Origin of the sequence: Halovenus rubra, from assembly GCF_026586665.1 — an archaeon.
Classification (GTDB): Archaea; Halobacteriota; Halobacteria; order Halobacteriales; family Haloarculaceae; genus Halovenus; species Halovenus rubra.
In genome coordinates this window covers 1-21905 of record NZ_JAODIY010000046.1, presented here as the reverse complement: position 1 = coordinate 21905, position 21905 = coordinate 1, and the positions used below count along the sequence as shown (strand labels likewise).

Here is a 21905-nt window from a genome sequence, read left to right as displayed (position 1 = left end):
GTTATCGGACCTTGAGTGCGTACGTCCCTGGCTCTGTGACCTCCATCTCCTCAGCGATGGTACTGTCTTCAGGATGACTGATGACGACGTATCCAGCCCAGTCTTCGGTCAGTGAAGTCGAGCCACAGGCCACACAGGCCTCGACTTCTTCAGTTTCTTGGACACGGTGACAGTCACGACAGACGAGCCGGTCTGCCATTAGTTATCACCTGCTTCTGCCTGCGCCTGTCGCTTCTCACGTTGCGATTTGAGCCACCCGTGTTTGCCAAGCCCGACCTGTTTGGCCGTGAGGCCGATTTTCGAGTCACGTGGGTTGCGTTCGTCGACGCTTTTCGTGACAATACGTGCACGAACTGAGTCGCCGGTCCCGAGCATCTGGTTCGACTCGCGAGATGCGAGTTGCTGATTTTCCTCGTCGTAAGCGAGGTACTCCTCGGAAATCTGTGAGACGTGCAGCAAGCCATCGACCGGACCGATACCAACGAAGGCACCAAAGCTGACGACCTCAACGATTTCGCCGTCAACGACTTCCTGCATCTGTGGGTCGAACGTGAGTGCGTCGAATTCGGCCTCGTAGTAGACGCCCGGCTCGTTGTGCAACACTGCGCCGTCTCCGATTTCGTCTACCTCGATGACCGAGACGACTGAGCCGACATCTTCGTCGACGCGCCCTTCTAGTTTGTCCTGAAGAAGCTTCTTTACGAGGTCTGGCGTAACCTCTGCTAGATGCTCCGGTGGTACCTCGACCGTATCGCGTAGTGTAACCCGTTTGTACATAGATTATGGTTGAGTGATAGCTAGTTTGTTCCGCCCCCGTAAACTAATTACTGATGCGCCTGCATCGAGCAGACGGTTTCGGAGCGGCGTGTCATTCGTCACGACGTGTGTCACGTCGTCAGCCTGTGCAAGTTCAAGCACTGCGTCATCTGCATACGACGCAGTTGCTTCCCGAATGTGACAGCGTTCCGTTGCGAGGTCGTATCCGACACTTGCAGCCGTCGCTTCCTTCCCTGCCCCGTCAGCAAGTGAATCGAGTTCAGCGGCGGCTGCTTCTGGAACCACACACGATGGCCCATCGAGTAGGCGGTCGAGTTCGTCGAACAGCCTAACATCACATTCCACGGGCATCATGAGTGCGTTTGTGTCGAGGAGGACCGTCACTGTAGCGTTCCGTAGCCGATGAGTCGCCATCGTGCGCCGACACGCCGGTTAATTGCAATCTTCACTCCCGGCTCGGCACAAACTGGCCGTTTGAGCTTTACGTCGCACTCTTCGCCGCGAGCGCTCGTTACTGACCCAACCGTTGTTGCGGTTCCAACCGTCAGCATGAGCGGCTCGCCGGTCGAAATATCGTCGATTTCGCCTTCACCCTCGTCGCTGCCGACGATACGGTCAAGCAGATTCACTTCCATGGTAAAGGAATCATGTACCGGTGGAAGCGTTCCAGGGGGGCCAGCGACCCGCCCGGCGAGTGCATCTCCTTTCGTAATTGCAGGGTCGAGTCCGGTCCCGACTCCTAACAACCCACCAGGCGTCACCTCCTCAACCGAGTCGCCGCCAGCCTGCAAAGAACGAATCTCGGCTTTGACGGGGCGCCACTCGGTCTGTCCGCCTTCTTCGACTTCACGACCTGGGCGAAGTTCGAGGGTGTCGCCGGGTTCGAGTTTCCCCTCTGAGAGGGTGCCGCCGAGAACGCCACCGGTCAGTCCGTCCCATTCGGTACCGGGTCGGTTGATGTCGAAGCTCCGGGCGACCAGTAGCTCCGGGTCCGATTCGGGGTCGCGGTCCGGTGTCGGAATCTCTTCTTCGATTGTCTGGATAAGTAGGTCCAGGTTCACTTCCTGCTGGGCGCTCACCGGGACGATAGGTGCGTCCTCGGCGACTGTCCCTTTGACGAACTCCTGAATCTGCTCGTAGTTTTCTTCGGCCCGCTCGCGGTCGACCAGGTCAATTTTGTTCTGTGCAATGACGATGTTCTCGATACCGATGATATCGAGTGCCATCAGGTGCTCTTCGGTCTGTGCCTGGGGTACATCCTCGCTCGCAGAAATCACCAGCACTGCACCGTCCATGATAGACGCACCCGAGAGCATCGTCGCCATCAGGGTCTCGTGCCCCGGCGCATCGACAAACGAGACTGTCCGCAATACGTCGCTTTCCGAGCCGTCCGGACACTCCTCATCGACGGTGTATCGTTTCGGTTCGTCCAGTCCCGGACACTCTCTAAACGTCGCGTCTGCGTAGCCGAGACGGATGGAGATACCGCGTTTCATCTCCTCCGAGTGCTGGTCCGTCCACTGTCCGCTCAATGCCTGGACCAGCGTCGTCTTTCCGTGATCGACGTGTCCAACGAGTCCAATGTTTACCTCCGGTTGCTTGTTCGCTGTCATCTCGGGAGTAATATGCGTGAATTTCACTCTGTCAAAGTGATAAACCTACTGTTTCGAGTCTCGCATCCCCCACAGACCGTACTCGTTGCCAGAAGATACATACGCCAGCTGTGTGTGGATGCTGGCGATGGGTGAGTTCGCGTCGACGGTTCAGACGACTCTCAAGCAAATGCTTGCCTGCGAGTACCCGACGCGTGACTGGCAGACAGAGTATAATAGCAATGGGACACCGGTTGACGTGGCCGGTCTCGGGGAGAACACAGTTGTTCTGGTCGAACTGGAGTGGCGACGAGCAGACCCGGCCAACAACACCGCGAAGTTGTTTCGTCACCTCGATGAAGGGTCCATCAATCACCAGCGTGTCTCCGTTTTTCAGCTGTTTACCCGCTACTATGACCTCGCCCGCGGTGGGCACTCCTCAAAACGAGAGAACGCGGAGTTTGTCGGGTACACCAGCACACGCGCTTTCGACCGTGTCAGCTATTCACCAATTGACCTCGATATCGACCCGCCAAAACGCGGCGGTGACTGGCCCACGGACTGGAAAGATATGGTCTCTTTGTCTGTCGAGCGCCTAACTCATCACAAAGAGTGAGGGCAAGCGAACAGACGACTGCTATTGGAGTCCGTCGGTGACACTTACTGTCCGATTCCCGGTTTCGACAAGTGCCGTTTCGCTGAGGCCACTTCCGATAAGACACGTCGTCTCTGCTCGTTCGCCGCTGTCGAGACTGGCCACGACACGGTAGGCACGACGCTGTAACCGACTCTCGAACGTAATAGTTTCGAGCGGTCCTACTGTCACTTCCCGAGTGTAAACACTCTCTCCTTTGACGTCCCAGTACTGTACGGTAACGGTGTAGGACTCATCGCCGTCGTAGTTCCTGATGACGAGACACTCTTCGCTGACTTGGGGGGTCGTCTGCCGCTGTGGCTTGCTGGTCTCTTGGGTCTCGCCGTGGGGCTGTACTGTCTCCATATCTATGGATTGAGGGCGCTCCAGAATATATATCCTACCTGTGTTTCTCGGGCTGAAAGACACTAAGAGTGAGTACCATCCGATTTTGTCGTCATAATCACGCGCCAGCCTCCAGACTACCCTATGATGAACGACACGTTTCCGGTTAGAGTGTGCTAAACCGCTCAAGTGCCTCTCCCAACGTCGGTGCGTCGAAGACCTCCCGTCCGATGTACGTATTCGTTCCGGCACAGTACATATCTCTGCTCGCCCGGACGACTTCGGCGTTGAGTGGAGAGGGGTCACAGTCACACAGCGATTTCCAGTCGTCGATGCTCTCAGCAGTTGCCGTTTCTTTCGCTTCGCTGACCGTCTTGACCCATTCTGGCTGAGTTCGCTTGTGATACTGGCGGATAACCTCCTTGGAGACCTGCTGACCGTCGGAACTAAAGCGGTTTTCGTCGAACGTTCCGACTACATCTGCGACCCGAATCTCGCCATTGACAGAGAGACATTCGATTTTCCCGTCTTCATGTGTCAATCCGGCACCCTCTGCCTGCTCGGTAACCAGACTGTTTACATTCCGAGCCACCAGTTCGAGGTCGTCGATGCTCGCTTTCCCTGCTATCTCATCGGCTTCCTCGCGTGTGAGATACCGGTCTTGTTCCTCGTATTTCGTCGAGAACTCCACGATAGCTTCCGGCAAGTCAACTACCCCATCAGGCCAAGAATCGAACGACAGTCCGTGGTCTACAGGGTCGGTCCGTTTGCGAAGGGAGGAGCCAACCGGAACGCGGTTCCGAAAGACAATCTCCAGCGGGACCAGATAGTTTGACCCTGCCTCAGCGTGGTAGCTGTCGTACTCGTAGCAACCCTCATCGAACGGCAGGTCCGGCACCTGCGTCAACTCGATGGCCATCTCGCGAGGTGTAACTCCTTGATCGAGCGCCGCGTCAAGCGAGACTGTCTCGCCATCAACAATAACGCCCCGATAATGGGTGGGAACGCCCGCCGCCTCCAGTTGTTCGAAATTGAACGCGCCCATTGTACAGAGTGAAGCCCCCTTGTCCGGAATCGTGTCGGGCATTTTTCCCCAGTCGAACACCGAGTAATCATCGGTGAACTCAAACACGCCGCGCCCGAGCGACGACTCCGTTGCCTGCTCCTCTACCCGGAAGTTCTTGACACTCGTCATTGCCAGCCTGTTTCAGTTCACAGGTTAAGATAGTTGTACTTTCGACACGCTTTGGCTTGTCTGCCCAGACACAGCGTACACAAGCTATTTATAATCGACAACCGACACAATGTCTATGGTTTACGAGACGGGAAACCGCACGATAGACAACGCACTCGCCCGACTGTTTGACGGCGAACTCCTCGATAGACAGGATGGTATCGCGCTCATGGCACAACCTGTCGATGAATTGGCGTTGGCAGCCGATGCTGTCCGCCGAGAGTTCGGTGATGGAACTGTCGACGCCTGTTCGATTGTCAACGCGAAGGCAGGCAACTGTGCCGAAGACTGTGGCTTCTGTGCACAGTCGGTCCACTTCGAGACGGGAATTGACAACTATGGCTTTCTCGGCCCGGAGAAAATACTCGAAGCGGCCAAACGTGCCGAGCGGGATGGTGCCCAGCGCTTCGGTATCGTCGTTGCCGAGAAAGGTGTCTCGAAAGAGCGCCGCCCCGATGAGTGGGACGAAGTTATCGAGGCAATTCGATTGGTCCGCGACGAAACCGACGTAGAAGTCGATGCTAGCCTTGGCATCCTTACCGACGAAGAGGCGAGAATCCTTGCCGAAGAAGGACTCAACCACTACAATCACAATATCGAGACGTCTCCCAACTACTTCCCCGAGATTGTCGAAACACATAGCTTTGAGGACCGTGTTCAGACGCTTGAGGTCGCAAAAAAAGCAGGGATGGACCTCTGTGCAGGCGTTATTCTGGGCATGGGTGAGTCGCCTGCCGACCGTGTCGACGCCGCGATTGCACTGCAGAATATCGGTGTCTCTTCACTGCCAGTCAACATCTTGAATCCTGTGGCTGGAACACCACTTGGTGAGAAGCTAGGCGATTCCGCTGACATTACAACTGAGGAGATAATCAAAACAATCGCCATCTACCGGCTGCTTCACCCAGAGGCCCGCGTCCGGTTGACCGGCGGCAGAGAAGCTAACCTCGACGCTGACGAACAACATCTCCCGTTTGAGGCTGGCGCTGACGGGATACTCACCGGAGATTACCTCACAACCCAGGGCCAATCACCCGGCGACGATATCGAGACCATTGAACAGGCGGGGCTGGAGCCAAATCAGGATGCAAACGAGTTCAGCCCTGAACGAGTCAAGTCCCGGGAAGGCGATACTGACCAAGTCGAGACTGCAGCGGGCTCAGCCACTAGCAAAGCAATCGAGGAGTGATTTGTGACGTATATTATTCGATTCATTCCATAATAACAGGTAGAGCGTTTTCCTCGATTCTGGATAACTGTATCTACGATATCACGGTCTCTGTCCGGACCGCCAGAACTCCACCACCAGTCGGCGACGATGAGTGGCTACTGACTGCTGAGAGAAGCGACTCTCCTAGACAGTAGCAATCGGTCATCTTTTATTCATTCCACGAAGAACTTTGCTCAATGGCAGACACTTGGAGCGCATATCTACTCCCTTCTATCGATGGCATCGTACTCAGTGATACGTTTCGAACGGCAGGTCTGTGCTAATGGCGGGAACTGTCCTGCTTGATCTCTTTTGGATTTTTATTACGACTGCCGCAATCTGGGGTGGAAGCGGCTGGCTCGAAGACGCAAGCGCTAAACTTGCTGTTCATTATAACCTCCCGCCGGTCGTACAGGGTGGGCTTATCGCAGCGGCTGGGTCAAGCTTTCCTGAACTCGCCAGTGTCGTCGTCGCTGCAGCCCAAGGGTCGTTCGGACTCGGTGCGGGTGCAATCGTCGGCTCAGCTATTTTCAACATTCTTGTTATTCCAGCGCTTGCTGTCCTTGTTTCAGGAGAGACCCTCAACGCCAACCGAACACTCGTTCATAAGGATACGTTGTTCTATCTTCTTGCCGTACTCGTTCTCTTTTTGACGTTCGCGTTTGGCCTTATTTACAACCCAACTAAGGGGTCACTCAACGGCGAGATTACACGCCCACTGGTCTTGTTCCCGCTTGCGATGTACGGACTATATCTTTTCTTACAGTGGCAAGATGCCGCCGATTTTGCTGGGCGGGATGAATCCAACTCAATTTCGCCGTTGAAACAGTGGGGACTCCTGCTTGCAGGACTGCTCATTATTCTCGCTGCAGTTGAACGGTTAGTTCATTCGGTTATCTCAATTGGCGATGTCGCTGGGACATCCGAGTTCCTCTGGGGTATCACCGTTGTTGCCGCCGCGACAAGCGTTCCTGATACCCTTGTAAGCGTTCAGGCCGCAGAAAACGACCGTGCGGTGGCAAGCATCGCAAACGTCGTCGGGTCAAATACTTTCGACCTGCTGGTGGTTATTCCTCTTGGCGTTCTTATCACCGGGACTGCAGCGGTCAACTTTACCGTGACAGCGCCGATGATGGGTTGTCTGATGGCGGCGACTGCGCTTTTGTTTGTCGCGCTTCGAACAAACCTTGCCCTAAGTCCGCGAGAAGCAAAACTACTCCTGGTTGCGTATCTCGCATTTGTCGGGTGGGCATTTGCAGAAGCGTTGTCCTTTATCAATATCCTCCCGTCTTAATCTACCTATCGTCTACGCTGGCGAAGGCTTCAGGTTGTTTCCATTGACTCGGCCAACTCAATCAGCCGTTTGCGGTCTATCTCGGTACTTGTAATGATGCTGTACTTAAAGTCGCCAACAGTCCACCAGATCCGGTGCAGGCCATTACCCATCTCAGCGTATCCCCCGGTAACTCCACCAATAGCAACATCCTCATTGCCGTCTTCTGGCTCTTCGGCTGGTGTCCGTTTTGCGACGGTTATCTCGTATTCATTTCCAGTCTCGTACTGCAGTCTGACTTCCTCTCTATTGGAGTTGTTGCGTGTGACGACAAAAGCTGAGTTCAGCCTCGTGCTGTCGATATCTGGTGTCTCAATCGAAAATGATGTCTTTTCGCGGGCCGCCTCAAGGGAGTCGTAACGATTGAAATTTGGTGTTTCACGCTTCTCAACCTCTGTTTTTTCTGATGGCTCGAACGAGAAGAGAGTATCATCCAGCCCAGCATTGAACGCAATATCAGTGTATGCCATCTTGTACGACTGGTTACCGATGCGATTCTGTCGGAGAATAATCATGTACTCCGAATCTATCCAGAGTTCGACGCGGGTTGCATTGCTAGACAAAAGACTGTCACTAACCGTTTTGTTGGTGTTTTTATTTTCTTCGCCGCCAGCGAGACCACCACCGACGCTCGGGACCGTCGGTGGGAGATACGTGTTCTCTCTCTCATTGTCTTCTTTAGACCCACCGAAAGTGACGTGGTAGACATCCCTGCCCTCGTACTCCGTTTCACTGATATCTGTAATATTTCCTAGGCGAAGGATTTCTTTTGTTGCGTTTATGCTTGCCTCTATCCTAGACGGTGATTCGACGGACTCTCTGACCTCGACCGTATCTTCACTTGGATTGTATGACCACCGCTTTTGTCCGTCATCTATTTCGATACGCCGATTGCCAGTAAGGCTACTCTCGGTCCGGCTTTGCCCGTTCAGCCGATGCCACATATCGTATGATATATTCGTTGATTCACCTTGGATTGTCGCGTTGACGACGACTGTTGCGTTCATCTCTGTGGGCGGTTCTAGGTCTTCAAACTCTGACAACAGGTCGTCTTCAGTCACGTCTTCGCTTAGTGGCGTCATACAACCGGCCGTTAGACACAACAAAGCAGCGAAGAGGGCGATAGACACGACTCGAGAACCGTTCATATAGCGCTAGCGTTTGCCGAAAAACAAAAACCTAGGCACTTTCGATTTCATTCTGACTGCATTTGGAGTGTTGCAGATGGGTGTGACTGCCAGACGGTTCGACATCGACAGTTCTGGCCGCACCCGTCAGGGTTTAGGTGACGGGTCGCAGACAGTGGATAATGGCAAATGCCTCCCGTGGGGCCTCGAATGTGCCCCGCGAGCGCTTTGACTGGGAGATAACAGCCAACTCTGACCAGAGCTTCGAGAATGCTCTCGAAAAAGCTCGTTCAGGGGTGCGTCTCACAGTTGAGGACGGTATCGAACTTCTGACGACTGGAACTGACCTGCAGGGCATTGACAGGGAGCGAAAGGAACTCGTTCTTGAGGCAGCCGACCGCCGCCGTAGGGAGGTCGTTGGTGAGGAAGTTACCTTCGTTGCCAACCTCAACAACAACGTTACAACAGCCTGTAATACCGGCTGTCTCTTCTGTAACTTTAAAGACCGCTCCGATGCGTTCCTCGCTGACAACGACGTTGACCATGCGGGCTTTACCAAGACACCTGCAGAATCACGAGAGATTGTTGCGCAGGCAATCGAGACTGGTATTTATGAGGTTACATCTGTCAGTGGGTTACATCCGGCGTTTGCGCTTGACGACGAACACCGTGAAATATTGGAGGCAAGTGACCGCAGCGACCTGAACTATAAACCACCGGAACGGTACGAGAAAAACCCGGGCACGTACTGTGAACAGATGGCGGCGATGAGCGTCGACGACGTTCACCTCCACTCGATGACGCCTGAAGAGGCTTATCACGCCCGACGCGGGACTCCCTGGAGTTACAAAGAGGTATACAGCCGGTTGGCGGATGCAGGCCTCGATACTGTTCCCGGAACCGCAGCAGAGATTCTCGTCGACGAAGTCAGAAACGTCATCTGCCCGGGCAAGATTGGGACAGACGAGTGGGTTATGGCAATCGAGGCTGCCGCCGCTGTTGGCATGCCGACGACCGCGACAATTATGTATGGACACGTCGAGAACGAAGCCCATCGTATCCATCACCTCGACGTTATTCGGGATTTACAGGACCGAATCGGCTCGATTACGGAGTTTGTTCCGCTCTCGTTTGTCCACCCCAATACGCCGCTGTACGACCGTGGCATGGTCGATGCTGGCGCGACTCGAGACGAAGACGAACTAATGATTGCGGTCTCTCGGCTCTATCTCGACAATATCGACCACATTCAGTCGTCATGGGTCAAATACGGTGACAACCATGGTCTGAAGATGCTGTCGTGTGGCGCTGATGACTTTATGGGGACGATTCTCTCCGAAGAGATTACCAAACGGGCTGGAGGTGGTTTTGGCGAGGCACGGTCGTTTGCGGAGTACGTCGAGATGGTTTCGGCAATTGGCCGGATTCCGGTCGAGCGGTCAACAGATTACCAGCAACGTCAGCGAATCGACCCCGACAACCCGCCGTTTGGCCCTGTCTTAGGTCCTAACGCAGACGGGACACCCCTCGTCGAACGGTAAGCACTCGGTGGGGCCACTGGTGGCTCCGTCAGTTCTATACGCAGGAAGCCGTTACGAAAGAGACGGCGATGACTACGCATGACGAGACCGAGGAAGCGTTTACTGCTCTCGCTGATTCGAAACGAGTCGCAATTTTGCGGATCCTCTGGGAGCGCGAGAGTGCCGCAACCTTTACTGAACTCCGTGAAGCGCTGGGGATGCGTGATTCCGGCAAGTTCAACTATCATCTCGACCAACTCACTGGCCGCTTCGTATCCAAAACAGACAATGGATACCATCTTACGATAGCTGGCCGCCTTGTCTACGGATCAATTCTGTCCGGTGCCTACACAAAAGAAGACTCACTTGAGCCAATCGCGCTCGCAGAACCGTGCCCCGCCTGTGGAGGGTCACGGACGCTTACCTACAGCGATGAAACGGTCCGGGTCGAGTGCGATTCCTGTAAGGTTTCTCCGAGCGCAGGCGTCCCTCCCGGCGTTTTTGCAAGCTACGACAGAGATGCGGTTCCTGCTGTCGCTAACAGGTATTTCCGGACAATTGTTAGACAAGCAGATAACGGCTTTTGCTGGTACTGCGAAGGAAAGACAACGCCGACTATCGTCCTAATGAGTGATATTCTCGGGAAAGATGTTGAGCATCTGGGTGGGAGTGACGAGTTGCCGGTCGTTCAGTATGGCTGTGAGCGGTGTGGCAGTTCTCTTACGGTCAACCTTGGAAACAGCTTACTCTCTCACCCGGCGGTTGTCTCCTTTTATTATGACCATGATATCAACGTTCAAGAAACGTCGCTGTGGGAGTTTGCCACCTGGAACACCGACCGCACCCGAGTCTTGGATTCTGATCCGTTCCGTGTCAGTGTGAGCTACCACGCCGGGGGAGAGCGACTTGACATCATTGTTAACGAGTCACTCGACGTAGTCGAGACTGAGTGTTTACCGGAATGACAGTTCCGTAATCACTGCGGAACGTGTACACGCTTTCCGTCGATAACGGTTCTGTATCGCTGCGCTTGTTCTGTCTTCGCTGATAACTCGGTCTGGATACGGTTAGCTATCCACTGACCGGTTTCGGGTTGCTGTGCAGGAGTCCCGTCAAACTGTTTTGGCCGGAGATCGTCGGGAAGGTATCGGTTGTATACCGGCAGGCGTTCGTGTAGCGGGACGCCAGCACTCCCTGCAATCTCTCGGAGTTCCTGCAGTGCAGGCCACTCATACTCGGGGTTGATATGGTCGTCAGTAACCGGTGAGACGCCACCGAGGTCATCGATACCACAGTCGACGACTTTCCGTGCCGGGGCAAGATTCGGTGGCACCTGAAGAGACACCTCGGGCGGTAGTGTGGCTCTCGCCATCGCAACTACCCGCCGGAGCGTGTCAATAGCTGGAGAGCCGCCTTGCCAGCGCTCGTTTTCGACAACCGGTTGGATGATGACTTCCTGAATGTGGTCATATCGTTCGTGGAGATTGCGGATGGCGAGGAGGCTAATCGCTCTGTCACGCCAGCTTTCGCCGATACCAACAAGAATCCCTGTTGTGAAGGGAACACCCAACTCCCCGGCAGTCTGGAGCGTGGCAAGCCGCTGTGCTGGTGTCTTCTGCCTTGGACCAGCATGTGCACTCACGTTTGCGGTCGTCTCGAGCATTACACCCATGCTTGCGTTCACGTCTGCCACAGCTTCCATCTGCTCTCGGCTCTGGTCGCCGGGGTTCGCATGTGGAAGTAATCCTTCGGTCAGCGCAATCTCACAGGCCTCACGCAGATAGGTGTGAATCGAGCGATAACCCCACGATTCGAGCTGTTCGTGAATCTCGGTATACCGGTCGTCCGGGTCGTCTCCGAACGTAAAGAGTGCTTCCGTACAGCCGGCATCGGCACCACGGGAGACAATTTCGCGTATCTCTTCGGGAGAGAGCAACGTCGCCTGTCCGGGCGGATCAAAGTACGTACAGTAGGTACAGGTGTATCGGCAGGCGGTCGTCAAGGGGATGAAAACGTTACGCGCAAACGAGAGGTGGTCAGCGGCCTCGACGTCAGCTGGTCGGCTGTCGAGAACTGTGTCAATTTCAGCACCCGCGATGACCAGCTGGTCGCCCCCTACTATCTGGAGTATTGCCCCCTCGCTTTTGCTCACTACGTCGTCTTCAGGTGGGGACTCTCAAAAGTGTTCAGGCTCCCGGCAGAAAACGTATGAACCAGCTATGGGTCAAGGCTGGCTTCCGTGATCTAAAAAGCGGTGGAGTTGGCACAGTGGCGGGTCCACGGCGCGAGTTACGTCTCCTACTGCACGAGTCGGCCCGTGCACTCTATGATGTATTGTACCAGATTAAAACGTCTTATTCGCCCCTGTTGAACCGAACGAACAGGAACGCCTAGGTACTGCACTCATTCTAGTTCCTCCGAGAACGACAGCGTTGGCTCGTCTCCGGTTTGGTCGACCGATGCGCCGGAGTTGGTCAGCCACTCCCGAGCACAGCCCTCTCCGTGAAGGAGCACTTCAAGAATGTTGTCTGGCTCATCGACATCCATTGCGAGACGGAACGAATCGACGACTGAAACCTCGTATCCCTTTTGTCTCGCGGCGGCACAATGATCTCGGAATGATAGCCCGTGATAATCGACTTGGAATGCTGACTCTCGGACGACGAGTGCGTTTGTTCCGCCACCAACACCGGGGGCAATGACCACGTCTCCTGGTGTTTCGAATAACCGATTGAGCGCCCCAGCCGTTACGAGACCGAGGTCTGCCATGACAACACCAGTCGGTGGGTCCCGTGCGTCGATTTCACCGTTGACAGCGACAGTTAGCGGCCGCTCGTCGATGATGACGGATGATTCACAGTCGATGGCGGCGGTTGCAAGAACAATCGGGTCGTGTCCGGCTTTGTGAAGCGAGCGTAACACGTCATCGAGCATCACTCGCGAAAACGCCTGCCGTTGGTTCGCATCAAATACCGCAGACAGGCGCGTTTTCGGCTCCTGTACGTCGTACGGAACGAGAACCTGCATTCCCTACCGAAGCTTGCTCGTGTTTTCTTGTCGCTGTTGGTAGACATAGTAACCGCCGCCGATGAGGACGATCACGACGAGCGCGATGCCACCAAACATGAGATACTGCTGAGTCTGTTCTTCTCCTGCAGCGCTATCTTCAGCGCTTTCGGCGAGGTCTTGCGCGTTGCCGAAGTTCTCGGAGTTGTACGAACTGATCGCGTTTTGCAGGTCTCCCTCAGATGCACCGGCATCTTCGGCGCTTTCTATTGCGTTTCGTGCTTCTTGGCTCGCTTCGGTGTACCGAGGTGCCTGCCACTCCTCAATCGAAGGTCCGTCTGCTTGGGAGATTTCGAGTACCTTGAAGTTCTGTTCATCTGGGTTCTCGTAACTGTACGAAGAGATACCGGGGACTTCTCCCTGAATCTCAATAGTTACTCTATTGACACCATCTTCGCTGCTGACTTGTAACTCGCTGTTGTCAGAGCGTGCAACCTCCTCACCCGAGACGTCCTCGGCAATCATCTGGACTGTAGCGCCTTTGAGTTCGGTGTTCGCATCTACGGTCCACTCGTTTGGCTGATCCTCAAACACATCCGTCATCTCAACGTTAAACGTCATCGTCTCACCGACCTCGGTCGATTCGGGACTATCAGCATCAAATGAGACTGCTGTGGCTGTCCCGACCGCGCCGAGCGCGATGACGAGCAATACAACTGCGGTGATCGCCTTAGAAGAGCGGATCCAACTCATCTTCATCATCTTCAACGAGGGACTCTAAATTCTCTTCGCTCTCTTGCTGTATTTCGTCGATATTTTCCTGTGCTTCAATTGCCACTTGTTGCAGTTCTTTGATTCGGGGAACGTTGTGGACACCTGACAGGAGCACCGCTGCAGCAACATTTGGCTCTTGGACAGGATAGTCACCGCCACGGACTTCCATACTACCGGTCTGCTCTTCGAGCCATTTGCGCCCGCGCTCTATTCCCTTCCGGTTTAGATGTTCAGACGGTCCAGAGACGACCAGTAGCGCTCGCTCCGACCCCTCGACCTCACACGGGAGAGTCAGTCGGCCAAGAGCAGCCTTACGAACAAGTGCAGTGATTCGGTTGGTCGTATTTGCCGTCTCCATGTCGTTTTGGTCGCCGCCTTTGAACCGTGAGAGAAGGCCGCTTGATTCGGCTTCTTCGACAGCCTCTGTGTCGTACCCGACTGTAGAGACACCTCCGCCGTCGAGAGTGTTGATAATCTCGGAGGAGTCTACAACGCTTTCGGCGACGTTATCGCCAGCAGTGACTTCTCCAGCCCCAAAGAGGACACCGAACCGCCGGACGATTTCGTCGTTAATTTCGTCGTAGCCACCTTCGACTGACTCGCCTGTTTTGCGCCAAGCGTCGTTATCGAAGACTAGGAGGTTGTCGACTTCACGAACGAAAGTCTGGAACGACCGTGCGGCGTTGAGTGTGTAGATTCCTCCCTCGTCACCACCAGGGAGAATTCCAAGACCATACACCGGCTCAGTATAGATGCGTTTCAGGTGTTTCGCTAGTACAGGCGACCCACCCGACCCAGTCCCGCCACCAAGGCCAGCCACAATGAGGAAAGCATCAATTTCGTGGACTGGGACACTATCAATTGCACCCTGTACTTCGTCGATATCTTCCTCCGCAATTTCGGCCCCGAGCTCGTTGTCTGCTCCGACGCCGTGGCCTTTCACACGTGCTTGCCCGATAAGCACTCGATTATCTTCTGGAATGTTCTCAAGCCCCATAAGGTCCGCTTTTGCCGTGTTGACGGCGATAGCGGATTGTACGATGCCGCTCCCTGTCCGAGCATCATACTCTAGGAACTTATCGACGATTTTCCCGCCTGCCTGTCCAAAACCGATCATCGCGAGTTTCATATTTCTCTTAAGAAGATGCTGTACCATCGCGCCAATAAGTGTTTTGCCCATCTATCAACACCGAAAACCCGTTCGGATTTGAGCCGACAGTTATTACCGCTAAACGGCCACTATTGTCAATAAAAAGAAATTATCTGCGTCGACAGCAACCAGACGATCACTCGTAACTAGATTTTACGCATCAGTTTGTCTTCTCAGTGGCCTGTCTCCGCTGGCGCGCGCTTGTCTGGAATGTCTTTCCAGTGATAACTGTGGCCGCTATCAGACAGTCGAGAGAGCAAAGTCGGTCGATACTATCAGTCACGAAGCCCAACGTACTCCGAGACTGTCCTCAGGTCCCCACTGCTAAACCCGAAGGCATCGATGTCGTTTTGTTCGGTCGTATTATCGAACTGAAGCGACTGGTACTGGTCTCGCCCCATCGGGAACCCCGGAATTGCACCAGCAAGCGTCATTCCCACACCAGCAACACTCATCGGAACAGGGACAATGGTGACGGACTGTCCGCGCGCTTTCCGCACCAGCTTTGCAACTTCGGCCAGCGTCAGGACCTCTGGGCCACCGAAGTCGTACGTTTCCCCGCTGTGGGCCTTGTCTTCGACAGTGTCAGCAAGCATCGTCACGAGGTCCTCAACGAAAATCGGCTGGAACCGTGTTTCTCCGCCGCCCGGAAGCGGAGCAACAACCGGCGGAGTCAGCTTCCGGACAAATCGCAGGAACTGCCCATCGTCACCGAAAACAACAGAGGGCCTGACAATGGTTGTGGCGATATCAGCATCGGACACGGCTTCTTCAGCCCGGCCCTTGGCACGGATATAGTGCGTTGCTCCCGTTGAATCAGCTCCCAGCGCACTCATCTGGACGAACCGATCAACGTCGTGTTTCTCAGCCGCACGAAGACAGTTCTTGGTGCCGCCGAGATGGATACGTTCGTGCATTTCGTTGCCGCCGCTAGGAATAAATAACGGTGAGAGCGCGACAAGGTTGACGACGACATCTTTGTCCGCAAACGCGTCGACAATTGACTCGTAGGCAGTAACGTCGCCAACGACGATCTCACCAGACTCAGTACCGCTGCTGTCGGGGTTGCGTGCGAGGGCAGTCACATTGTGCCCGCGTTTGGCCAGCAGTTCACAGAGATGCTGTCCAATAAATCCGGTTCCGCCGGTGACGAGTATATTCATACAATATCTTCGGCTGGACTCGGAATAAAGATGGGGACACGAACCCGAGATGAGACAGTCGCCCGACACAATTACTAAGCCGGGTGCCATCACAGATAGCATATAGATGAGAGCAGTTAATCCAGCAACCGGCGAGACAGTCGCGACCTATCAGGAACATACCGACGAGGAGGTCGAACAGCGACTTACAACTGCACAGGAAACCTTCGAGGAGTGGAGTGACCGCTCTATCCGCGAACGCGAAGAGTTGCTGGCAAACGCTGCCGACGTGCTCCGCGAGAACAAGCAAAAGTACGGCGAGATTATGACCAAAGAGATGGGCAAACCAATCTCGCAGGCAATCGCGGAGGTAGAGAAATGCGCGTGGGCCTGTGACCATTACGCCGAACACGCCGGTGCGTATCTCGAAACTGAACAGTTCCCCTCTCCGCCCGGAAGCGAAGTCCGGACGGTTCACGACCCACTCGGGACAGTTCTGGCAGTGATGCCCTGGAACTACCCCTTCTGGCAGGTTATCCGTTTTGCCGCACCGTACCTCACTGCGGGTAATGTTGGCGTACTCAAACACGCCTCGAACGTCCCCGGCTGTGCGGTCGCACTGCAGGAAGTCTTCGAGAAGGCTGGCTACCCCGAGGGTGCCTTCCAATCATTGTTGGTCAGTTCGAGCAAAGTCGATGACATTCTCGCTGACGACCGGGTCAAGGCGGCAACGCTGACGGGAAGCGGACCTGCTGGCCGTGCAGTCGCCGAAACTGCTGGTGAACAGCTCAAAAAGACTGTCCTCGAACTGGGCGGGAGTGACCCCTTTGTCGTTCTCGACGACGCGGATCTTGCTGGGGCCGTCGAGAAGGGTGTGCTAGCACGCACACTGAATGGCGGTCAGTCTTGTATCGCTGCCAAGCGGTTTATCGTCCACGAAGACGTCTACGATGAGTACGTTGACCGGATGGTGTCGGCGTTTGAGGACCTACATGTCGGCGACCCAATGGATGAGACGACCGATGTGGGCGCACAGGCAGACCCTGACCTGATGGCAGAACTCCATGAGCAAGTACAACAAAGCGTTGATGCGGGTGCGACGGTACTCACAGGTGGAGAACCACTCGACCGCGACGGTGCGTTTTATCCGCCGACAGTGCTCACCAATGTTCCTGAAGGCTGCCCTGCTGATGCCGAGGAGACGTTCGGTCCGGTCGCCTCTCTGTACAAAGTCGAAGACGAGCAAGAGGCAATTCAGAAGGCAAACGATACCAGATACGGGCTAGGTGCAAGTCTATGGACTGCTGACCGCGACCGCGGCCGCCGACTTGCACGCGATATCGATGCCGGCTGTGTCTATGTCAATGAGATGACTAAATCTGACCCCCGGGTTCCGTTCGGTGGAATCGAAGACGCTGGCTACGGGCGAGAGCTGTCGGAAGCTGGCATCAAAGAGTTTGTCAACCGCAAGACTGTCTGGATTCAATAATCACTGCCGTCGGTGTCGTTTTCTGTGGACTGATAGGTCGCTATCGGTCAAAAGCAGACCCAACGCAAGGACCGTCGCCACTGTGAGAGTTCCCAACAGTAGACCGAACGCAACAGTAAAGTTGGTTCTATCTGCAAGATAGCCAACTGCAGTTGGAGCGATTGCACCGGCTCCCATCAGTGCGGACCGAACCGCACCGAGACCGCCGCCAGCCAGTGACTCTGGGAGTAGCGCTTCGAGGTGAACACCGCGAACGGGACGGAAGCCATGACTTCCAAGGCCGACGCCCATAACTGCGACTGTCCCGAGCACTGGGACGCCGTAGACGGTGAGCGACATTGTCGACGAGAGGAGTAACAGAGCCAGTGACACTGTCGCGACCACGAGCGTCACGTTGATTACCCGAAGTCGGCCCACCCGGTCCGCTAGCTCTCCTGTGAAAATTTGCACGATGCTGACGGCAAAAATGATACTGTACAGCAAGCTTGCAACAGAACTTGTCGTCTCAACTGCCTGATTGAGATATAGTGGGAGGAACGCGACGACACCGTTGTATGTAAACGAGAATCCAAGCGTCACGATGACAAATGTGAGGAACCGAGTGTCGGTAAACGGTTCTGCGTACGCTCGAAGAGACACCTCCCTGTTTTCTCTCTTATCTGTCGAATCAGGAAGTCGCTCAGGAACGCGAACGAGGACTGCAATCCCTAAGAGTACGCCGGCGAGTGCGGCGATGAGAAAGAGACGCCGCCATTTGAGACCGACTGTAATAACTCCAGCGACAAGCAAGGGTGCGACGACGCCACCGAACGTCCCGAGGGTATCGAAGATACCCAGCGTCCTTCCGGTACGTGAGGGGTAGGCAACTGCCAGCAGTTTGATGGCGACGGTCTTGTGTGCCCCCGTTCCTGCTCCTAAGATAAGCATCGCAGCGACCAGTAGAGCGAATGGCCCATCTACCACGATGATGGCTGCACCGACTGCAGCAGTCAGTACGCCCGCTCCAATTACTCGGGTCGGTCCAATGCGGTCAGACAGCAATCCAGAGGGAAACTGCATCACTGCGTAGACGATCATAAAACCGGTAAATGCGGTTCCTACTGCTGTATTCGAAACCTCGAACGTTAGTTTCAATTCGTCGAACAGCGGTGGAAACGCGTACCTAATCGCCTTGGCAAGAAACCAGATACCGGCGACGATAGCCAACACGTCGTAACGGCCAAACCACCCAGTATCTGCAGCGAGTCCGTCTTCAGTCATTGCGTTTTGCACGCTCGGAACGGGATAGATTCAAATGTGGCTAACTGAACTCCGAGAGCGTTGACTGTTCAGGTGTCTGTGACTCGCCAGAGAGGACATAGGGCACTAGAATCGTTATTGCGTTGATTCCCAGAATGAGCAAAATTGGGAGCAAAAAGAGACCATAGAACCCAAACAGCGATGGTCCGACGATGTACGCGATCATAAGTAGACCACTGTGTGTCTTCTCACCGCTGAACTGCGCCCGGATAAACAGGTCTGGAATAAAATCCAGAACGATTGCACTGAACACTAATAATCCAACAACAGGGACGATGAGTCCCGGTTTATCCACCAGCCACGCATTCGCCCCAATCCCAGCCACAATTGGGAGGTAGACTAACTTGATACCGATGACTGGAATCAGCGTCCCAACTCCGATAAGTATCCCCGCAAGCACAGGAAATGGGACTGCAATTGTCGAGGGAACCAGCAGGTTGAAGCCAAGAAAACTCACAATTGCTATAATTCCTGTAACAAAAATGTTAGCAATATTGCCAAAAAGTGTCGCTGATAGCTCTGAGTCTACTACCGTCATGTAGGTCCTGAGAAGGCCATCGTCGTCGTACGTATCAACAAACCAACTCACCAACTGCGGGCCGTCGACCAACATATAATACACCGCAAAGATGATAATCAGGAGTTGCAAGAATAGCCCGCTGACAGTACCCGTCACGTCGAACAGCATGTCAGCGACAGTTTCCAGTGACGGAAGCGCGTCCACGTTCGATAGCTGTGTCTGTAACTCCTGGACGCTGAGCGAACCAATATCCAATTCATCAGTGATATCTGCTTGTGCCTCCGTTGCAATGTCGTTACTCTCGAGTAAGTTCTCTATCTCAAAAACCACGATAGCAGCCGTATATCCAATAAGCGCCAGAAACGGAGTCCCAAACGAGACCAGCGCAGTGAATGCACCAAGTCGTCGAGGAAAGCCAAGCCTGCACAGATAGCGATACAGAGGTCGTACAGCATAGTACAGGAAAATCGAGAATACTACGGTTGAGATGAATGCGAGGCCGATATACGCAACGGTGGCTAATAGGAGGAACACTGCCGCTCCGATAATACCCCGTCGAGCAACGTCTCGATTCAGTTCCATTCAATCCAGTGTTTTTTGCGTTAGTTTTTTGACTGTACCGGTTCGGTCTGGACCTCGGCTCGAAACCTGTTGGGAGCGTTCATCCCGCTGGGTATTAATATGCAGGGCACGGACCTGATTTTGTCTGTTAGCGGTTGTTCACTAGCAAACCCAAATCCCAATATTCGCATAAGCAAGCCTACGTAAACAAATTTCAGCGAGTTTTGTTCCGGCTTCTCAACCTTTTAGTGGATACCAACCGACTGTATCAGACGGAGGTAACATATGTCCGAACACTCGCACCCTGAACTACCGGAACTACCCTACGAATACGATGCACTGGAGCCACACATCTCCGAACAGGTGGTCACGTGGCATCACGACACCCATCATCAAGGGTATGTAAACGGTCTCGAATCTGCAGAGGCGACGCTAGCTGAGAACCGCGAAGAGGGGGACTTTGGCAGCAGCGGCAGTGCGATTCGCAACGTCACCCACAACGGCTGTGGACACTATCTCCACACACTGTTCTGGGAGAATATGCACCCCGACGGTGGCGGTGAACCAGACGGAGAACTTCTTGACCGCATCGAAGAAGACTTCGGCTCCTACGAAGGCTGGAAAGGCGAATTCAAGGCGGCTGCCGGCGCTGCAGGCGGTTGGGCACTGCTGGTCTTTGACCCTGTCGCAAACCAGCTACGCAACGTTGTCGTTGACAAGCACGACCAAGGAGCGCTCTGGGGCGCACACCCAATTCTCGCGCTCGACGTCTGGGAACACTCCTACTACTACGATTACGGCCCGGACCGCGGTGACTTCATCGACAACTTCTTCGAGGTTGTCAACTGGGATTCGGTCGCTGACGAGTATCAGACCTGCCTCGACAACTTCGAGTAATCGACTTCACCCCATTTTTTAGCACTGCTAGGCAGCAACTTCGTCGTGACAAATACTGACGTTCGAAAACTCAAACCGTGCACCACCGTCTTGTCCCTCTGTGATTGTCAGTGACCATCCATGGGATTGTGCAAGGATGTGAACGATAGTAAGCCCAAGACCACAGTCGCCGTCAACAGGATCGAACTCCGCTTCGTACTTTTCTGCTGGGATCCCTTCGCCATCGTCTTCGATATAAAACCCGTCTTCAAACGAACCGACGGTTACTGACACGTCCGGTCCAACGTGTTCGATTGCGTTCCGAAATAGGTTCTCCAAGACGTGTGACAGTCCTCCAGAGTTCGCTTCGATAACGACATCCGGCTCTATGTTGATCGTTGCGTCTTTCGTGTCGACGTTTTCCCAGGCCTGCCGACTCATCTCGTCAAGAGATGTTGGGTCAGTGTCACCGATATCGTCGCGCTTGCGTGCGACCATCAGTCCATCTGCAATAATTGCTTGCATCCGCTCTAGTGCCCCTTGGATACTATCTAGGTGTGGTTTCAGGTCTTCGTCATCGCTCGTCTCAACGACAGCGTTCGTTCGTCCGATGGCTACATCGAGGGGGTTTCGAATGTCATGTGAGATAAGACTAGCAAATCTATCAAGCCGCTCTATTTCGACTTCGAGTTCTTCGAGGCGTTGCTGTTGCTGGCTCACTTCGTGAAAGAATAGTACACGCCCATCTGTTGGCGACGCTGTTTCTGTAATTGAGACATCAAAGTATCTGACTCCATCGCTGGAATCGACGGCTGCAACCCCATCTAAATCCGTGGTAGCATGTTTTTTGAGTTCTGGGGTATCCGAAAGAACGGCTGAAACTGTTTTTCCTTCTGGATCGGTGCCGACGAGCGTATCGAATTTGGTGTTCGATGCTGCGATTGTACCGTCGGTTCGTTGTAGTGCCACTGGGTCATCCATCGCGGTAAGCGAGGGCGGTAACGCAGCGGCTGTTTTTAGAGCCGGCTCGGGTTGATACCGGTTACGCACAAAGAGAGAGCCAAGGCTGGCAAGAACACCAAGAAAAAATGCTAAGCCAACCCAGAATCCGCTACTCATTACATAAGATAGAGACTAAACAAATATAACCTCAGTACCAACTTAGTGAGGTACACCAACCGACTGGACAGGCGTGAAACGATAACCCACTGCGAGCCTGTCATAGAAAGCGTCACGTACGAAGCAGCAGGGTGCGCGAAGTGTGTCCAACACAAGCGCAACCCTGCACGATGTAGCTTCGGTAGACGACTTCTTGA

Annotated in this window: 22 protein-coding genes; 7 read left to right on the top strand and 15 right to left on the bottom strand. The window is 54.3% G+C overall.

Going from position 1 to position 21905, the window contains the following annotated elements; all coding sequences use genetic code 11:
- Position 1: 1 nt before the first annotated feature.
- From spt4 to N5098_RS16565, 4 genes are read right to left on the bottom strand one after another with little or no spacing between them, the layout of a single operon-like run.
- The gene (gene spt4 / locus N5098_RS16580) at positions 2 to 199 is read right to left on the bottom strand and encodes a transcription elongation factor subunit Spt4 (protein WP_267638949.1); all 198 of its coding nucleotides are present in this window, start codon (positions 197 to 199) and stop codon (positions 2 to 4) included.
- Entirely contained in the window at positions 199 to 777 is a 579-nt protein-coding gene (locus tag N5098_RS16575) for a DNA-directed RNA polymerase (protein ID WP_267638948.1), read from the bottom strand. Before N5098_RS16575 ends, spt4 begins: the two co-directional genes overlap by 1 nt.
- Positions 778 to 780: 3 nt before the next feature.
- Positions 781 to 1191, bottom strand: coding sequence for a type II toxin-antitoxin system VapC family toxin (locus tag N5098_RS16570; protein ID WP_267638947.1), 411 nt, complete (start codon positions 1189 to 1191; stop codon positions 781 to 783).
- On the bottom strand, positions 1158 to 2390 hold the full coding sequence (locus tag N5098_RS16565; RefSeq protein WP_267638974.1) for a translation initiation factor IF-2 subunit gamma: 1233 nt from the start codon (positions 2388 to 2390) through the stop codon (positions 1158 to 1160). The genes N5098_RS16570 and N5098_RS16565 overlap by 34 nt, the downstream gene beginning before the upstream one ends.
- Before the next feature lie 127 nt (positions 2391 to 2517).
- Here N5098_RS16565 and N5098_RS16560 point away from each other — a divergent pair, with 127 nt between their 5' ends.
- The gene (locus N5098_RS16560) at positions 2518 to 2985 is read left to right on the top strand and encodes a hypothetical protein (RefSeq protein ID WP_267638946.1); all 468 of its coding nucleotides are present in this window, start codon (positions 2518 to 2520) and stop codon (positions 2983 to 2985) included.
- Positions 2986 to 3006: 21 nt separating this feature from the next.
- Here the strand turns inward: N5098_RS16560 and N5098_RS16555 are convergent, their stop codons facing one another.
- Positions 3007 to 3369, bottom strand: a complete 363-nt coding sequence (locus N5098_RS16555) for an Ig-like domain-containing protein (protein ID WP_267638945.1) — start codon at positions 3367 to 3369, stop codon at positions 3007 to 3009.
- 145 nt (positions 3370 to 3514) lie between these two features.
- Positions 3515 to 4543 carry a phosphoribosylaminoimidazolesuccinocarboxamide synthase gene (locus N5098_RS16550; protein ID WP_267638944.1) on the bottom strand — a complete coding sequence of 343 codons (1029 nt, stop codon included), beginning with the start codon at positions 4541 to 4543 and terminating at the stop codon, positions 3515 to 3517.
- A 115-nt stretch (positions 4544 to 4658) separates the two neighbouring features.
- Between N5098_RS16550 and bioB the strand changes: the two genes are divergently transcribed.
- Both bioB and N5098_RS16540 read left to right on the top strand, forming a co-directional pair.
- A complete protein-coding gene (gene bioB / locus N5098_RS16545; RefSeq protein WP_267638943.1) occupies positions 4659 to 5771 on the top strand; it encodes a biotin synthase BioB in 1113 nt (370 codons plus the stop codon).
- A gap of 304 nt (positions 5772 to 6075) precedes the next feature.
- Positions 6076 to 7086, top strand: coding sequence for a sodium:calcium antiporter (locus tag N5098_RS16540; RefSeq protein WP_267638942.1), 1011 nt, complete (start codon positions 6076 to 6078; stop codon positions 7084 to 7086).
- A gap of 29 nt (positions 7087 to 7115) precedes the next feature.
- On the opposite strand, the gene N5098_RS16535 is transcribed toward N5098_RS16540, so the two are convergent.
- Positions 7116 to 8273 carry a LolA family protein gene (locus N5098_RS16535; RefSeq protein WP_267638941.1) on the bottom strand — a complete coding sequence of 386 codons (1158 nt, stop codon included), beginning with the start codon at positions 8271 to 8273 and terminating at the stop codon, positions 7116 to 7118.
- A gap of 161 nt (positions 8274 to 8434) precedes the next feature.
- Here N5098_RS16535 and cofH point away from each other — a divergent pair, with 161 nt between their 5' ends.
- On the top strand, positions 8435 to 9793 hold the full coding sequence (cofH, locus tag N5098_RS16530) for a 7,8-didemethyl-8-hydroxy-5-deazariboflavin synthase subunit CofH (protein ID WP_267638940.1): 1359 nt from the start codon (positions 8435 to 8437) through the stop codon (positions 9791 to 9793).
- Between the two features lie 68 nt (positions 9794 to 9861).
- The gene (locus N5098_RS16525) at positions 9862 to 10737 is read left to right on the top strand and encodes an ArsR/SmtB family transcription factor (protein ID WP_267638939.1); all 876 of its coding nucleotides are present in this window, start codon (positions 9862 to 9864) and stop codon (positions 10735 to 10737) included.
- 11 nt (positions 10738 to 10748) lie between these two features.
- Here N5098_RS16525 and cofG read toward each other — a convergent pair whose 3' ends face one another.
- The 5 genes from cofG to N5098_RS16500 all read right to left on the bottom strand — a co-directional run bounded on the left by cofG (position 10749) and on the right by N5098_RS16500 (position 15865).
- Positions 10749 to 11894, bottom strand: a complete 1146-nt coding sequence (cofG, locus tag N5098_RS16520) for a 7,8-didemethyl-8-hydroxy-5-deazariboflavin synthase subunit CofG (RefSeq protein WP_382231299.1) — start codon at positions 11892 to 11894, stop codon at positions 10749 to 10751.
- A 281-nt stretch (positions 11895 to 12175) separates the two neighbouring features.
- Positions 12176 to 12799, bottom strand: coding sequence for a 2-phospho-L-lactate guanylyltransferase (gene cofC, locus N5098_RS16515; RefSeq protein WP_267638938.1), 624 nt, complete (start codon positions 12797 to 12799; stop codon positions 12176 to 12178).
- A 3-nt stretch (positions 12800 to 12802) separates the two neighbouring features.
- The gene (locus N5098_RS16510) at positions 12803 to 13531 is read right to left on the bottom strand and encodes a hypothetical protein (RefSeq protein WP_267638937.1); all 729 of its coding nucleotides are present in this window, start codon (positions 13529 to 13531) and stop codon (positions 12803 to 12805) included.
- Complete coding sequence (locus N5098_RS16505; RefSeq protein WP_267638972.1) at positions 13509 to 14681, bottom strand: tubulin/FtsZ family protein; 1173 nt, start codon at positions 14679 to 14681, stop codon at positions 13509 to 13511. Before N5098_RS16505 ends, N5098_RS16510 begins: the two co-directional genes overlap by 23 nt.
- Before the next feature lie 296 nt (positions 14682 to 14977).
- Entirely contained in the window at positions 14978 to 15865 is an 888-nt protein-coding gene (locus N5098_RS16500; RefSeq protein ID WP_267638936.1) for a complex I NDUFA9 subunit family protein, read from the bottom strand.
- A gap of 106 nt (positions 15866 to 15971) precedes the next feature.
- Here N5098_RS16500 and N5098_RS16495 point away from each other — a divergent pair, with 106 nt between their 5' ends.
- Positions 15972 to 17333, top strand: a complete 1362-nt coding sequence (locus tag N5098_RS16495) for an NAD-dependent succinate-semialdehyde dehydrogenase (protein ID WP_267638935.1) — start codon at positions 15972 to 15974, stop codon at positions 17331 to 17333.
- Here the strand turns inward: N5098_RS16495 and N5098_RS16490 are convergent, their stop codons facing one another.
- Together N5098_RS16490 and N5098_RS16485 are read right to left on the bottom strand one after the other, a co-directional pair.
- The gene (locus tag N5098_RS16490; protein ID WP_267638934.1) at positions 17334 to 18593 is read right to left on the bottom strand and encodes an MFS transporter; all 1260 of its coding nucleotides are present in this window, start codon (positions 18591 to 18593) and stop codon (positions 17334 to 17336) included.
- Between the two features lie 40 nt (positions 18594 to 18633).
- On the bottom strand, positions 18634 to 19734 hold the full coding sequence (locus N5098_RS16485) for an AI-2E family transporter (protein ID WP_267638933.1): 1101 nt from the start codon (positions 19732 to 19734) through the stop codon (positions 18634 to 18636).
- Between the two features lie 264 nt (positions 19735 to 19998).
- On the opposite strand from N5098_RS16485, the gene sod reads away from it, so the two are divergent.
- Positions 19999 to 20610 carry a superoxide dismutase [Mn] gene (gene sod, locus N5098_RS16480; protein WP_267638932.1) on the top strand — a complete coding sequence of 204 codons (612 nt, stop codon included), beginning with the start codon at positions 19999 to 20001 and terminating at the stop codon, positions 20608 to 20610.
- A 27-nt stretch (positions 20611 to 20637) separates the two neighbouring features.
- Here sod and N5098_RS16475 read toward each other — a convergent pair whose 3' ends face one another.
- Complete coding sequence (locus tag N5098_RS16475; protein WP_267638931.1) at positions 20638 to 21708, bottom strand: sensor histidine kinase; 1071 nt, start codon at positions 21706 to 21708, stop codon at positions 20638 to 20640.
- Positions 21709 to 21905 lie beyond the last annotated feature (197 nt).

Excerpts from the sequence above, each read along its gene's own strand:
- spt4 (WP_267638949.1), bottom strand. The coding sequence starts at position 199 with ATGGCAGACCGGCTCGTCTGTCGTGACTGTCACCGTGTCCAAGAAACT.
- N5098_RS16575 (WP_267638948.1), bottom strand. The coding sequence starts at position 777 with ATGTACAAACGGGTTACACTACGCGATACGGTCGAGGTACCACCGGAG.
- N5098_RS16570 (WP_267638947.1), bottom strand. The coding sequence starts at position 1,191 with ATGGCGACTCATCGGCTACGGAACGCTACAGTGACGGTCCTCCTCGAC.
- N5098_RS16565 (WP_267638974.1), bottom strand. The coding sequence starts at position 2,390 with ATGACAGCGAACAAGCAACCGGAGGTAAACATTGGACTCGTTGGACAC.
- N5098_RS16560 (WP_267638946.1), top strand. The coding sequence starts at position 2,518 with ATGGGTGAGTTCGCGTCGACGGTTCAGACGACTCTCAAGCAAATGCTT.
- N5098_RS16555 (WP_267638945.1), bottom strand. The coding sequence starts at position 3,369 with ATGGAGACAGTACAGCCCCACGGCGAGACCCAAGAGACCAGCAAGCCA.
- N5098_RS16550 (WP_267638944.1), bottom strand. The coding sequence starts at position 4,543 with ATGACGAGTGTCAAGAACTTCCGGGTAGAGGAGCAGGCAACGGAGTCG.
- bioB (WP_267638943.1), top strand. The coding sequence starts at position 4,659 with ATGGTTTACGAGACGGGAAACCGCACGATAGACAACGCACTCGCCCGA.
- N5098_RS16540 (WP_267638942.1), top strand. The coding sequence starts at position 6,076 with ATGGCGGGAACTGTCCTGCTTGATCTCTTTTGGATTTTTATTACGACT.
- N5098_RS16535 (WP_267638941.1), bottom strand. The coding sequence starts at position 8,273 with ATGAACGGTTCTCGAGTCGTGTCTATCGCCCTCTTCGCTGCTTTGTTG.
- cofH (WP_267638940.1), top strand. The coding sequence starts at position 8,435 with ATGGCAAATGCCTCCCGTGGGGCCTCGAATGTGCCCCGCGAGCGCTTT.
- N5098_RS16525 (WP_267638939.1), top strand. The coding sequence starts at position 9,862 with ATGACTACGCATGACGAGACCGAGGAAGCGTTTACTGCTCTCGCTGAT.
- cofC (WP_267638938.1), bottom strand. The coding sequence starts at position 12,799 with ATGCAGGTTCTCGTTCCGTACGACGTACAGGAGCCGAAAACGCGCCTG.
- N5098_RS16510 (WP_267638937.1), bottom strand. The coding sequence starts at position 13,531 with ATGAGTTGGATCCGCTCTTCTAAGGCGATCACCGCAGTTGTATTGCTC.
- N5098_RS16505 (WP_267638972.1), bottom strand. The coding sequence starts at position 14,681 with ATGAAACTCGCGATGATCGGTTTTGGACAGGCAGGCGGGAAAATCGTC.
- N5098_RS16500 (WP_267638936.1), bottom strand. The coding sequence starts at position 15,865 with ATGAATATACTCGTCACCGGCGGAACCGGATTTATTGGACAGCATCTC.
- N5098_RS16495 (WP_267638935.1), top strand. The coding sequence starts at position 15,972 with ATGAGAGCAGTTAATCCAGCAACCGGCGAGACAGTCGCGACCTATCAG.
- N5098_RS16490 (WP_267638934.1), bottom strand. The coding sequence starts at position 18,593 with ATGACTGAAGACGGACTCGCTGCAGATACTGGGTGGTTTGGCCGTTAC.
- N5098_RS16485 (WP_267638933.1), bottom strand. The coding sequence starts at position 19,734 with ATGGAACTGAATCGAGACGTTGCTCGACGGGGTATTATCGGAGCGGCA.
- sod (WP_267638932.1), top strand. The coding sequence starts at position 19,999 with ATGTCCGAACACTCGCACCCTGAACTACCGGAACTACCCTACGAATAC.
- N5098_RS16475 (WP_267638931.1), bottom strand. The coding sequence starts at position 21,708 with ATGAGTAGCGGATTCTGGGTTGGCTTAGCATTTTTTCTTGGTGTTCTT.